Below are 12,275 nucleotides of genomic sequence, written 5' to 3' on the forward strand. Positions count from 1 at the left end.
CTGGGACGGACGAGGCGGTGATCACGGGGCTCGGATGGACGAGGCGGTGATCACGGGGCGGCGATCGCGAGGCGCGGTTAGAAGAGCTCGTCGAGTAGGCGGTAGTACGTGAGCCTTTCTGAATCCGGCGCAGGAAGGCCGTACGCCGTGAAGAACTCGTCGACCGCTCCCTTTCCGAAGTCCTCGTGCAGGTCGCGGGTGGCGAGTGCGAGGTCGCGGTACCGGTCGCCGACCCCGACGCGTCCGAGGTCGATGAGCATTCCGCCGTTCAGGACGTTCGACGGCGTGAAGTCGCCGTGCGTGACCACCAGGTCCTCCTCGCCGGGCCGCTCGGCGAGGAGGCGGTCGAGGACCTGGCGGGCGGTGAGGCCGAGGTTGTCCTCGTCGAAGTCCTCGACGTCGACCAGCCCTTCGACCACCTGACGGCGCGCCCGTGCGAGCTGGACGTCGAGGCGCTCGTCGAAGGGGCAGGCGGCGGTGGGCAGCGTGTGGAGGTGCTTCAGCACCGTTCCCATGACCGTCCCGATCCCGGGGGGTGGGGAGGCGGCGAGGCTGGGGGTGGCGGCGTCGGCGAGGACGAGCACGTCGTCCTCGAACGCGGCGACGTCGGGCACGGCGATGCCGCGCGCGCCGAGCCAGGTGAGGCGCTCGTGCTCGCGCCGGGCGTGGGGGCCGCGCTTGACGTAGTACGCGTCGTTGACGAGCGCCACGGTGCCGCTGAGCCCCTCGTGGGCGTGTGACCACGAGGGGGAGGGGCCGAGCAGGGCGGTCACGGAGGGCGGCAGGGGCAGGACGAAGGCGGGGTCGTCGAGTGCGGCCAGCGCGGCGCGGGTACCGGCCGCGAGCGACGGGTCGCCCTGGGCGGCCTCACGCAGGGCGAGGGCTTCGGTGAGCAGGTCGCGGGCCTCGTCGAGGCGGCCCTGTTCGCCCAGGGCCTTGCCGAGGTGCTGCAGCGCGAAGGACAGGTAGGCGGGGGCCTGAGCGCGCGCCAGGTCGAGGGCGCGGCGGTAGAGGGTCTCGGCCGTGGGGGCGTCGCCCGCGTAGCGGTACACGTCGGCGAGGTTGATCGTCACGGCGATCACGCGTGCCGGGGTGTCGGCGAGTTCCATCGCCTGGTCCAGCAGGTCGAGGGCCTGGTCGTGGGAGCCCAGGGCCAGGTGGCCTATTCCGGCGGCCCGCAGGTCGGCGAAAGCGGTGGGTGTCGTGGGCGGCTGTGCCACCAGAGCGGCGAGGGCGTCACGATCGTCCGGGATCATCCGCTGCCGAGCGTCATACGTGATCAGTTGATTTATCTGCTCTTGTAGCACGTTTACGCACGTTATCGTGAGCTGCGTGTATGCGCTTGAGCTGACCGGGGTCACAGTCAACGTGGTGGGCAGGACTCTCCTGGCGGGAGTCGACTGGCAGGTGGGGTACGGCGAGCACTGGGTGGTGCTGGGCCCGAACGGAGCGGGCAAGACGACGATGCTCTCGCTCGCGGCCGCCGTACGGCACCCGAGCGAGGGGACGGTCACCGTCCTCGGGCACCGCCTCGGCCGCGTCGACATGCGAGAGCTGCGCCGCCACCTCGGCCTGGTCAGCGCCAGCCAGCACCTGATCGACGAGGAGCTCCTGGAGGAGGAGGGTGCGACCGCGCACACCGTCGTGTTGACCGGCCACACCGGCACGAGCGCGCCGCTGTGGGACAGGTACGGCCCCGCCGAGCGTGAGCGTGCCACCCGCATGCTGGCCGATCTGGGCTGCAAGGAGCTGGGCGAGCGGCCGTTCCGTGTCTGCTCGCAGGGGGAGCGGGCGCGCATCAGGGTAGCCCGCGCGCTGATGCCCGAGCCGTCCGTCATCTTCCTGGACGAGCCGTTCGCCGGGCTGGACCTGCCGGCCAGGGAGGACCTGATCGAGGCGGTGGAGGAGCTGGCGGGCAACCGGCCGATGCTGACCACCGTGACGGTGACCCACCATCTGGAGGAGATCCCCGCGACGACCACGCACGCGCTGCTGATGCAGGACGGCAGGGTCCTGGCGCAGGGAGAGGTCGAGCAGGTGCTGACCGGGGAGCTGCTGTCGGAGTGCTTCGGCCGCCCGCTGCGGGTGGAGAGCGACGGGGGACGCTGGTACGCGAGACGCGCCTGAGCAGGGGCGGGGGATAATTTCATATAAAACCAGTAGGAAATGTTGACTTAACCCCATGCTCTCCTTACCGTTGAGGGCATGACGTGCTGTTGCCGCTCCTGAGGCGGCCCTTTTCGGCCCCTTCGCGCCACTCATTCCGTTCACGTTGAAGGGTTAGCCATGTCCCCCCGTTCACTCAGGTACGTTCTGCCTGCCCTCCTTCTGGCCCTGAGCGCCGCCTGCGGCTCCGGCTCCGAGGCGGCGACCGCTCAGCTCAAGCCCACCGACCCCCTGCCGACGACGGTCCCGCAGGGCACCGTCCTGAGGGTGGGCGACCCCTCCACCAAGGTGGCGCTGACGTTGTCGGGCCAGATCGACTCGTTCTCCTTCAAGATCGAGTGGGCCAACCTCAGCGGAGGCCCGCAGACCTCCGAGGCCTTCCGCGCCAAGGCGCTCGACGTGGGCGCGGTCGCCGAGATCCCGCCCATCCACGCCGCCTGGACCGGTCTGCCGACCAAGATCGTCGCCTCCCGCTACCGCAAGGACGCGCTCAACCACCCGACCTACGTCCTGGGCGTGGCGCCCGGCACCGCCGTCACCACCCTGCAGGAGCTGCGCGGCAAGAAGATCGCCTTCAGCCCCGGCCAGGCCCAGGGCGCCCTGATCCTCAAGGTGCTCAAGAAGGCGGGACTGACCAAGGACGACGTCACCCTGATCGAGCTGCCCAGCACCGGAGACGTCTACGCCAAGGCCCTGGCCTCCAAGCAGGTCGACGTGGCGCCGATCGGCGGCGTGCAGATCAAGCGCTATCTCGCCCAGTTCGGCAAGGACGGCGCGACCACGGTCAACCACGGCATCCGCGACGATCCCGGCCACCTCTACGTGCCGACCGAGGTGCTGCAGGACCCGGCCAAGGCCGCCGCGGTCAAGGAGTACGTCGCCGCCTGGGCGCGCGCCGTCAAGTGGGTCTACGAGCACCCGAAGGAGTGGATCGACGGCTACTACGTCAAGGACCAGGGGCTGACCGCCGAGGACGGGCAGTACCTGGTCGACGCGGCAGGCGAGCCCGAGCTGCCCGCCGACTGGAGCGAGGCGATCACGCGGCACCAGGAGACCATCGACCTGCTCGCCGCGGAACTGGGCAACAAGCCGCTCAAGGCGGCCGACCTGTACGACCTGCGGTACCAGTCCGTGGGAGCCGACGCGATCAAGGCAGGTGCCTGATGACGACCGTCCACGCGCCCCTGACCGAAACGGCAGGGATGACGACCGTCCACGCGCCCCTGACCGAAACGGCAGGGATGACGACCGTCCATGCGCCCGTGACCGAAGGGGCAGGTGCCTGATGACGACACTCCAGGAGTCCGCGGCCGCCGCGGCGAGCGCGCTCTCGCCGGCCGGGCCGCCGCTGCCCGCCCCCGTACGGCGGGCCCGGCGCGGCACCCTGCGGCCCGGCGCCCCGATCAGGTTCGGCTTCCTCATCGGCCCCGGCCTGATCCTGGCCGCCTGGGTGATCGGATCCGCCGCGGGCCTGATCGACCCCAGGTTCCTGTCCGCCCCCTGGCAGGTCGTCGCCACCACCGTCGAGCTGGTCGAGAGCGGGCGCCTGCAGCAGAACCTGCTCGCCTCGGTGCAGCGCGTCGCCCTGGGCCTGGGCTTCGGCGTGCCGATCGGCGTCGCCCTGGCCGTCGTCAGCGGCCTGAGCCGGGTGGGCGAGGCCCTGATCGACGGCCCGATCCAGCTCAAGCGCTCGATCCCGTCGCTGGCGCTGCTGCCGTTGCTGATCCTGTGGCTCGGCATCGGCGAGGGCATGAAGGTCACCATCATCGCCCTGGGCGTGATGATCCCGATCTACATCCACACCCACAACGGCCTGCGCAGCATCGACAGCCGCTACATCGAGCTGGCCGAGACGGTCTCGCTGAGCAGGGTGCAGTTCATCCGCACGGTGGTGCTCCCGGGGGCGCTGCCCGGCTTCCTGCTGGGCATGCGGTTCGCGGTGACGATCTCGTGGCTGTTCCTGGTGGTCGCCGAGCTGATCAACTCGACCGCCGGCATCGGCTACATGATGGACCTGGCCAGGACCTACGGCCAGACCGACATCATCCTGGTGGGCCTGGTCCTGTACGGCCTGCTGGGACTGTTCTCCGACGCCGCCGTGCGGCTGGTCGAAAGAAAGGCCCTGTCGTGGCGCAAGACGCTGGCGGACTGATCACGCAGGCGCCTGCCGTCCGGATCAGGAACCTGACCAGGACGTACGGCGAGCGCGCGGTCCTGGACGACCTCGATCTCGACATCCGTCCGGGCGAGTTCGTCGCCCTGCTGGGGCACAGCGGCTCGGGCAAGAGCACCCTGCTGCGCGCGCTGGCCGGGCTCGACTACGACGTGAGCGGCCACGGGGAGCTGGACGTGCCGACCCAGGTGTCGGTCGTCTTCCAGGACGCCCGCCTGCTGCCGTGGCAGAAGGTCCTCGACAACGTCGTCCTGGGCCTGTCCGGCGCGGAGGACAGGGGCAGGCGGGCCCTGGAGGAGGTGGGGCTCAAGGGGCGCGAGAACGCCTGGCCCAATGAGCTGTCCGGCGGCGAGCAGCAGCGTGTCGCGCTGGCCAGGTCGCTGGTCAGGGAGCCGGAGCTGCTGCTGGCCGACGAGCCGTTCGGCGCGCTGGACGCGCTGACCAGGCTCAGGATGCACGCGCTGCTGAAGAAGTTGTGCCTCGCGCACAGTCCGGCGGTGCTGCTGGTCACGCACGACGTGGACGAGGCGATCGCGCTGGCCGACCGGGTGCTCGTGCTCGACAACGGCCGCATCGCGGCCGAGCGGCGCAGCGACGAGCAGGGCATCAGGGACGACCTGCTCGAGGCGCTCGGGGTGACCGCAGGCTGACGGTCCCCGGAAACGGGCTCACAGCCGCATGACACGTCCCGCCACGACCAGGCAGACCTCCTCGGACTCCGCCGCGAGGCGCTGGTTCACGCGTCCCAGCGCGTCGCGGAAACGGCGTCCGCTGGTCGTGGCGGGCACCACCCCCAGCCCGACCTCGTCGGAGACGGCCACGACCGGCCGCCGCGCCTGCCTCCAGGCCTCCACGAGGTCGTCGCAGCGGGACTCGAACCCGTCGGGGTCGAGCCACTGCACGGTCGACACCCACGTGCCGATCCCGTCGATCAGCAGCGGTGTCTCGGCCCCGGCGATCACCTCGGCCAGGTCGGTGCTCTCCACCGTGCGCCAGTGCGCGGGCCTGCGCTCGCGGTGGGCGGCGACCCTGGCCGCCCACTCCGGGTCGTCGTCGCCGGACGGGCCGGTCGCGACATAGGTGACGTACGGCTCGGCGGCCAGCCTCAGCTCGGCCTCGGCCGACTTGCCCGACCGCGACCCGCCCAGGACGAGGGTGCGCCGAGGCATCGGCCGCCGTGCCGAGGGGGCGCTGGTGTCGAGGACGAACCCGTCAGGTACGGCACGCGCACCCCACAGGGCCAGGCGGCGCTCCAGCTCGTCGAGGGAGCGCACCCGGTGGTCCAGGCCGACGGCCACCACGTGGGCGGAGCCGTCGAGCCCGGCCCGCCGCAGCTCCGCCAGGCGCTCGGGCAACGTAGCGACGTCGAGCAGCACCACATCGGGGGGCAGCTCGGCCGGGACCGTCGCCAGCGGCGCCCGGTGGTGCTGCGGCGGGGCCAGACATGACCTGCACGCGCAACCGGGCGCCGCCCAGCCGTCCGGCGCCGCCGTACCCAGGAAAACGACCTCCACGGCGGCCAGTCTCCCAGTGACGGCGGGGAGAGAGGCACGGGGCCCTCCTGGGGGCGAGCGGCGCCCGGTGGCCAGGTCAGTGCCTGGCAGGCGTGCGGCGGCGGGTCGCGAGGATCGCGCCTCCCGCCACCAGCACGACCGCGCCCGCCCCGCCGAGGATCCAGCCCCACGGCAGCCCGTCAGACGCGGCGGCGGTGCTCTGCTCGCCCGCGGCCGCAGCCGGGGCGGCCAGGTCGGTGCCCTGGGCGCGAGCCGGGTACCCGTTGACCGCCACCACCTGCTGCGACCCGTCCACGCGCGCTTTGGCGGCGGTGGCGAGCAACTGCAGGGCGGTGGCGTCGGCGGAGCCCGTGGCGCAGGTCAGCACGCCCTGCGTGGGCGGCTGCTCGCCGGGGTGCGCGTCGACCTCGGCGTCGCCGAAGTCCACGGCGATCACCACGCGCTTGCTGCCCGCCGGTGCGGCGGCCTGCTTGCCGCACACGGTGGCGAAGTCGGGCACCTCGCCTCCGGGTGGCTCGGTGTCGGCGCCGGCGGAGAAGCGCCAGCCGATCACCGAGCCCTCAGGGGGCGACTCGGCGGACGATGCCGACAACCAGGCGGTGCCGTCGCTCTGCCAGAAACTCCAGCTCCGCGGAGCGTTGGGGTCGGCCAGAGCGGGGGAGGACAGGGTCAGTGCGGTGACGAGTGAGGTTGTGACAGCGGAAAAGGTGGCGACACGAAATGCGCGCAGCATCGATCGGCCTCCATGCTCGGGAGTAGGGTGCAGCCTGAATGATGGTCCGCGCGAACCGGTGTGAAAGAGGAGCGTAATTCATGACATGGCGGTGGCGTTATGAAAACGCCAATGGTGGTGAGGTAACGGATCGCCCTTTGCCCAGAGAGGTCTTTCCGAGCCAGGCGGATGCGGAATCCTGGCTCGGCGAGAACTGGCGTGAGCTGCTGGAATCCGGCGTAGAACAGGTCGCGCTCCTCGAGGACGACAGAATTGAATACACCGGTATGTCATTGCGCCCCGAGTGAATGAGAAAACCCCTTGAGTCGAATGTGACTCAAGGGGTTCGCTCAATTCCGGGGCTACGGACGCGTCGCCGGGCTGACGGTCTTGGCCGGGTCGCGCTCCACGATCGGGTCGAGGATCGCGTCGATCTTCTTCATGACCTCGGAGTCGAGCTTGACGCCCGCGGCCTTGACGTTGTCGCGGACCTGCTCGGGCCGGGTCGCGCCGACGATGGCCGAGGCCACGTTCGGGTTCTGCAGCACCCACGCCACCGCCAGCTGCGCCATCGTCAGGCCCAGGTCGGCGGCGACGGGCCTGAGCTCCTGCACGCGGGTGAGCACGTCGTCGTTGAGCATGCGGTTGATGAAGCCCGCACCCGCCTCCGAGGTCGCGCGCGAACCCTCGGGCGGCGCCTGGCCGGGAAGGTACTTGCCGGTCAGCACGCCCTGCGCGATGGGCGACCAGACGATCTGGCTGACGCCCTCCTTCTCGCTCAGCGGCACGATCTCCGACTCGATGACCCGCCACAGCATGGAGTACTGCGGCTGGTTGGAGACGATGCGGTCGAAGCCCATCTCGTCGGCGATCTTCAGCGCGGCGGCGATCTGCTCGGCGTTCCACTCGCTGACGCCGACGTAGAGGACCTTGCCCTGGCGGACCAGGTCGTCGAAGGTCTTGAGGGTCTCCTCGAGCGGCGTGGCGTTGTCGAAGCGGTGCGCCTGGTACAGGTCGACGTAGTCGGTCTGCAGGCGGCGCAGGGAGCCGTTGATCGACTCGGTGATGTGCTTGCGCGACAGCCCGCGGTCGTTCTTGCCGGGACCCGTCGGCCAGAAGACCTTCGTGAAGATCTCCAGGCCTTCGCGGCGCTGGCCCTTCAGGGCCCGGCCCAGGACCTCTTCGGCCTTCGTGCCCGCGTAGACGTCGGCTGTGTCGAAGGTGGTGATGCCCTCCTCCAGCGCCGCCTGAACGCAGGCCTTCGCGGCGTCCTCCTCTACCTGGGAGCCGTGGGTGATCCAGTTGCCGTAGCTGATCTCGCTGACGAGCAGGCCGCTACGGCCGAGGTGACGAAATTCCATACATCCGACCTTAGGGGCTTGGGACAACCGCTGCCGCCACGGCCTGGCGATAGGGTCGTCGCCGTGGCGAACATCCTGCGGGCGTTGCTCACCGCCGCCGTCCTGGCCGCGATCGTGGTGCGGCTGCGCCGCCGCGGACGCCGTACGAAAGCCGAGCCCCTCCCGTCGCCCGCGCCCGTGCCCGCGGAGCGTCGGGTGCGCCTGTGGGTGCCCGCCGCGGTCGTCGCCGCGGCCCTGGTGGTCACGCTCTCGGTGGTGTTCACCCCGTCGGCCTCACGCGGCGAACAGCAGGCCGCCCCGGCTCTCCCGTGGCAGGTCGGGGCCACCGCGGCCGCCACGCCCATCCCCACGCCCACCGCCACGCCCGCTCTCACGCCGCAGGCCGTCGTCGCCTGCCCGGCCCCGCGCGAGGCGGTGACGGTCCGCCCGATCTCCCCTCGGGTACGGCAGGCGGTCGCGCGGCAGTGGCGGCGCATCGAGCGCTGGACGGCGGCCAACGCGCCGCGCACGTTCGACGGGCTGGGACGGCAGGGGAGGGCTCGCACCGTGGCCGTCGCGGAGGCGCGCATGGGCATCGGCCTGCCGGACGACCTCAGGGCCTCGCTGCTGCGCCACGATGGCGGCTTGCCGCTGCCGCCGGGCTTCGGCCCCGCCTACGGCGCCAGGCAGATCCTGGGCGCGTGGCGCGAGGCCTGCGCCGGCCAGGGCGGGGTCCTGGTCACGCGACAGAGCACCGGACAGGCCGATGGCGCGACGCTGCGTCGCACCATCCCGGTGGCGCCGTTCGCCTGGCTCGACCCGGCCACCGGAGCGGTGGGCTACAGCCACCCGGCGAGCTCCAGCTCCTTCCCCAGGCCGCTGGGCGCCTCCTGGCTGCACACCCTGCGCTCCGTCGCCGTGGCCCTGGAGCGGGGCAGCCCTCTGGCGGGCGTCGAGCCGCGCGTGGTCGCCGGGCGCCTGCGCTGGGAACCGTCGAGCTGAGATGCGCCGAGGGCCGCGGGCGGCACGCGCCCGCGGCCCCCGGCTCAGGCACCACGATCAAACAATCCCCAGAAAAGGGCAAAATCTCAGCGCTTGGGCTGAACGGGCTTGCCGCCGGGCGCGAGCTGGGGCGGCGGGAAGCGCAGCTTGCGGATCTGCAGCGCCCGCATGGCGGCGTAGAAGCCGACGCCCTTCATGGACTCGCCGGGGAACTTCGCCAGCGCCTCCTTCTTCACCTTCCACGAGACGTAGATCGAGGTGAAGAGCACGCCCACCATCATGATCGGCCAGCCGACCGTGATCACGTAGGTGTAGACGAGGCCCTGGGTCTGCGGGTTGCCCCACGGGATCCAGGTGAGCAGCAGGATGAGCAGCGAGAACGGCAGGAAGTACTGCGAGGGCAGGCGACGCGAGTCGACCCAGTCACGGGCGAACTTGCGCACCGGGCCGCGGTCGCGGACGGGGAAGTACTTCTCCTCGCCGCGCATCATGCCCTCGCGGGCCCGCGTGCGCTCGGTGGCCTGCTTGGCCCGCAGCTGCCGGTAGGCCTCTTTGCGGTCCTTGGGCGCGCTCACGGGCTGGCGCCGGCGCCCTTCGGCGTCTCGGCGCTTGGGAGTGGGTCGTCCTTTACCCTGGGGCTTAGGATCGTCAGCGGGGACGGGGGAGTCCGCGGTGGTCTGGGAACGGCGTCGCAACACGACGTCAACCCTACCTGGACTGCAACTTAGTGACGCCCCCGTGCGTTATGCGTAGGGTAATCCCAAGGCGGCTTGGGTGACCGACAGCACAACCTAAGAAGGGGATGGCCGACGCGCATGAGCGTGATGAAGAGACTTTCCATGATCTTCAAGTCCAAGGCCAACAAGGCCCTGGACAAGATGGAGGATCCGCGCGAGACGCTGGACTACTCCTACCAGCGACAGCTCGAGCTGCTGCAGAAGGTGCGCCGTGGCGTCGCCGACGTGGCGACCTCGCGCAAGCGCGTGGAGCTTCAGATCAACCAGATCGAGGCGCAGGCCAGGAAGCTGGAGGACCAGGGCCGCAAGGCGCTGTCCGTGGGCCGCGAAGACCTGGCCCGTGAGGCGCTGACGCGCCGTGGCAGTCTGAACACGCAGATCGCCGACCTGCGGGTCCAGCACGACAACCTCCAGGCCGAGGAGGAGAAGCTCACCACGGCCTCGCACCGCCTGCAGGCCAAGGTCGACGCCTTCCGGACCAAGAAGGAGACCATCAAGGCCACCTACACCGCGGCCGAGGCGCAGACCCGCATCAACGAGGCCTTCTCCGGCATCTCCGAGGAGATGGGCGACGTGGGTCTGGCGATCCAGCGCGCCGAGGACAAGACCGCGCAGATGCAGGCCCGCGCGGGCGCCATCGACGAGCTGCTGGCCAGCGGCGTGCTCGACGACTTCAGCGGCAGCCGTGGCGACGACATCCAGCTGGAGCTCGACCGCATGGGCGGGCGCGACGTCGAGCTGGAGCTGGCCAAGATGAAGGCCGAGCTCGGCATGGGCTCGCAGCCGCAGCAGTCGATCGAGCAGGGTCAGGCCGAGGGCCAGGCGCAGCCGACCCAGCAGAACCACACGCAGCAGCAGCCACAGCGCCAGCCGGGGGAGGGCGTATGATCATCAGGATCATGGGCGAGGGGCAGGTGGAGGTCGCACCCGATGACATCGCGGTGCTCAACGACCTCGACAGCGAGCTCGAGGCGGCCATCGTCGCCGACAACGAAGACGAGTTCCGCACCAAGCTCCACGCGCTGCTCGACAAGGTCCGCCACGTCGGCAAGTCTCTCCCCGACGAGAGTCTCGAGCCGTCCGAGCTGATCCTCCCTCCCGCCGACGCCTCGATCGAGGAAGTCCGGGAGATGCTGACCGACCAGGGTCTCATCCCCGGTTAGGTCAGCGGCCGTGCGTTCGCGGTTCGCCCCCGACGCTCGCCTGATCCGGCGCATGCTGGTGACGCTGGCGCTGCTGTCGGTGCTCTATGTCGCCTTCGCGGCCGCCCTCATCGCCTTAGGCGTGGGGGCGGCCATCGCCACCGCGGTCGTGGTGGCCGTCCTCGTGGTGCTCCACCTGGCCGGCGACCGGATGGTCGTGGCGGCGATGGGTGCGCGCGAGGTATCCCCGGCCGAGGCTCCCGAGCTGCATGCCATGCTCGACCGCCTGTGTGCCCTGGCCGACCTGCCCAAACCTCGCCTGGCCGTCTCCGAGTCGGCCGAGCCCAACGCCTTCGCCGCCGGGCACACCTCGCGCCGGGCGGTCGTCTGCGTGACCAGGGGCCTGCTCGACCGGGTCGACCGGCGCGAGCTCGAAGGGGTCCTGGCCCACGAGCTGAGCCATGTGGCCCACCGCGACGTGGCGCTCGGCACGATTGTGTCGGTCTTCGGCGTGGCCGCCGGCCTGCTGTGGGGCATGGCGGTCGGGCTCGGCCTCGGGCCGCGCCGTCGCTTCCTGATCCCGCTCGGCCTGGTCGTGGCCGCGGTCGCCGCCGTCGTCCACGTCATCAGCCTGCTGCTCACGCGGGCCTTCTCCCGCTATCGCGAGCTGGCCGCCGACCGTGACGGCGCCCTGCTCACCCAGCAGCCCTCGGCCCTGGCCTCCGCGCTGACCAAGATCACCGAAGATCTGTCGGCGCGACCGGCCCACGCGCTGCGCGGCTCCCACGCGCTCAACGGCGCCATGTTCGCCCCCGGCCTGTCGGGCGATCGCGTCAACGCCCTGCTGTCCACCCATCCGCCGACCGCCCGCCGCCTGGAACAGCTGCGATGGATCTCCACCGAGCTGGGCACATGACCCTCCTGGGCCGCCCATGAGATGGCTCGACGCTCTGCTGGGGCGCCAGGCCCCGGCGGAGCCCGACCTCGACGCGCTGTTCGCCCTGCCGCAGGCGGCGCCCCATCTGGAGGGCGCCACCGGCCTGGCGCCCACCGGCCAGGGGGCCGTCTGCTTTCGAGCCGCCGAGGGCAGGGCCTTCACGCGGGTGCAGAAGGACGCCAAGGCGCTGCTGGGCAGCCGGGTCGAGGAAACCTCCGACCCCTACGGCTACACATGGCTGACGGTCAGCCATCCTCTCGACAAGCTGGTCGCCGAGCTCCACTCGGTCAACGCCACCCTGGAGGGCGCCGACTTCGCCCCCTCGCTGCTGTGCTCGGCCGTCGCCTTCGCCGGCGGCTCCGGGCGCCTGGCCATGGTCTACCTCTACCGTCGCGGCAGCTTCTACCCCTTCGCCCCGCTGCCCGGACGCGGGCGCGACACCGAGCTGGAGCGCAAGGTCGCCGCGACGCTCGCGGACGACCTGCCCGTCGAGCCCGACGAGGCCCGCTGGTTCGCGCTGTGGGACAGCCCGATGGCGTGACAGAGGATGTC

The 12,275-nt window shown here is 71.1% G+C and carries 15 protein-coding genes; 10 read left to right on the forward strand and 5 right to left on the reverse strand.

What is annotated here, in order from left to right; all coding sequences use genetic code 11:
* Positions 1-77: 77 nt before the first annotated feature.
* Positions 78-1,256 (reverse strand): phosphotransferase, encoded by a 1,179-nt coding sequence (locus ACIBH1_RS07755; protein WP_397312801.1) that lies wholly within the window; start codon positions 1,254-1,256, stop codon positions 78-80.
* Between the two features lie 76 nt (positions 1,257-1,332).
* On the opposite strand from ACIBH1_RS07755, the gene ACIBH1_RS07760 reads away from it, so the two are divergent.
* The 4 genes from ACIBH1_RS07760 (at position 1,333) to ACIBH1_RS07775 (ending at position 4,989) form a co-directional block, all read left to right on the forward strand.
* Positions 1,333-2,127 carry an ABC transporter ATP-binding protein gene (locus ACIBH1_RS07760; RefSeq protein WP_397312802.1) on the forward strand — a complete coding sequence of 265 codons (795 nt, stop codon included), beginning with the start codon at positions 1,333-1,335 and terminating at the stop codon, positions 2,125-2,127.
* A 159-nt stretch (positions 2,128-2,286) separates the two neighbouring features.
* The gene (locus tag ACIBH1_RS07765) at positions 2,287-3,330 is read left to right on the forward strand and encodes an ABC transporter substrate-binding protein (protein WP_397312803.1); all 1,044 of its coding nucleotides are present in this window, start codon (positions 2,287-2,289) and stop codon (positions 3,328-3,330) included.
* A 121-nt stretch (positions 3,331-3,451) separates the two neighbouring features.
* Positions 3,452-4,318, forward strand: coding sequence for an ABC transporter permease (locus ACIBH1_RS07770; protein ID WP_397312804.1), 867 nt, complete (start codon positions 3,452-3,454; stop codon positions 4,316-4,318).
* Positions 4,294-4,989: an ABC transporter ATP-binding protein gene (locus ACIBH1_RS07775; RefSeq protein WP_397312805.1), complete on the forward strand. Its 696-nt coding sequence runs from the start codon at positions 4,294-4,296 to the stop codon at positions 4,987-4,989. Before ACIBH1_RS07770 ends, ACIBH1_RS07775 begins: the two co-directional genes overlap by 25 nt.
* 18 nt (positions 4,990-5,007) lie before the next feature.
* Here the strand turns inward: ACIBH1_RS07775 and ACIBH1_RS07780 are convergent, their stop codons facing one another.
* Both ACIBH1_RS07780 and ACIBH1_RS07785 read right to left on the reverse strand, forming a co-directional pair.
* The gene (locus ACIBH1_RS07780; protein ID WP_397312806.1) at positions 5,008-5,853 is read right to left on the reverse strand and encodes a bifunctional adenosylcobinamide kinase/adenosylcobinamide-phosphate guanylyltransferase; all 846 of its coding nucleotides are present in this window, start codon (positions 5,851-5,853) and stop codon (positions 5,008-5,010) included.
* 76 nt (positions 5,854-5,929) lie between these two features.
* Positions 5,930-6,586, reverse strand: coding sequence for an SCO2322 family protein (locus tag ACIBH1_RS07785; RefSeq protein ID WP_397312807.1), 657 nt, complete (start codon positions 6,584-6,586; stop codon positions 5,930-5,932).
* A gap of 80 nt (positions 6,587-6,666) precedes the next feature.
* On the opposite strand from ACIBH1_RS07785, the gene ACIBH1_RS07790 reads away from it, so the two are divergent.
* Positions 6,667-6,873 (forward strand): hypothetical protein, encoded by a 207-nt coding sequence (locus tag ACIBH1_RS07790; RefSeq protein ID WP_397312808.1) that lies wholly within the window; start codon positions 6,667-6,669, stop codon positions 6,871-6,873.
* A gap of 54 nt (positions 6,874-6,927) precedes the next feature.
* Here the strand turns inward: ACIBH1_RS07790 and ACIBH1_RS07795 are convergent, their stop codons facing one another.
* Positions 6,928-7,926 carry an aldo/keto reductase family protein gene (locus ACIBH1_RS07795; protein WP_397312809.1) on the reverse strand — a complete coding sequence of 333 codons (999 nt, stop codon included), beginning with the start codon at positions 7,924-7,926 and terminating at the stop codon, positions 6,928-6,930.
* 63 nt (positions 7,927-7,989) lie between these two features.
* Between ACIBH1_RS07795 and ACIBH1_RS07800 the strand changes: the two genes are divergently transcribed.
* Entirely contained in the window at positions 7,990-8,907 is a 918-nt protein-coding gene (locus ACIBH1_RS07800; RefSeq protein ID WP_397312811.1) for a hypothetical protein, read from the forward strand.
* A gap of 86 nt (positions 8,908-8,993) precedes the next feature.
* On the opposite strand, the gene ACIBH1_RS07805 is transcribed toward ACIBH1_RS07800, so the two are convergent.
* Positions 8,994-9,605, reverse strand: coding sequence for a DUF3043 domain-containing protein (locus tag ACIBH1_RS07805; protein ID WP_397312812.1), 612 nt, complete (start codon positions 9,603-9,605; stop codon positions 8,994-8,996).
* Between the two features lie 117 nt (positions 9,606-9,722).
* Here ACIBH1_RS07805 and ACIBH1_RS07810 point away from each other — a divergent pair, with 117 nt between their 5' ends.
* The 4 genes from ACIBH1_RS07810 to ACIBH1_RS07825 are packed head-to-tail and all read left to right on the forward strand — an operon-like array spanning position 9,723 to position 12,264.
* Positions 9,723-10,532: a PspA/IM30 family protein gene (locus ACIBH1_RS07810; protein WP_397312813.1), complete on the forward strand. Its 810-nt coding sequence runs from the start codon at positions 9,723-9,725 to the stop codon at positions 10,530-10,532.
* Positions 10,529-10,807, forward strand: a complete 279-nt coding sequence (locus ACIBH1_RS07815; RefSeq protein ID WP_181608237.1) for a hypothetical protein — start codon at positions 10,529-10,531, stop codon at positions 10,805-10,807. Before ACIBH1_RS07810 ends, ACIBH1_RS07815 begins: the two co-directional genes overlap by 4 nt.
* Positions 10,808-10,817: 10 nt before the next feature.
* A complete protein-coding gene (locus tag ACIBH1_RS07820; RefSeq protein ID WP_397312814.1) occupies positions 10,818-11,702 on the forward strand; it encodes a M48 family metalloprotease in 885 nt (294 codons plus the stop codon).
* A 16-nt stretch (positions 11,703-11,718) separates the two neighbouring features.
* Positions 11,719-12,264, forward strand: coding sequence for a hypothetical protein (locus tag ACIBH1_RS07825; RefSeq protein WP_397312815.1), 546 nt, complete (start codon positions 11,719-11,721; stop codon positions 12,262-12,264).
* The last annotated feature ends 11 nt before the right edge of the window (positions 12,265-12,275 follow it).

It is taken from the genome of Nonomuraea sp. NPDC050663, from assembly GCF_044456985.1.
Lineage (GTDB): Bacteria > Actinomycetota > Actinomycetes > Streptosporangiales > Streptosporangiaceae > Nonomuraea.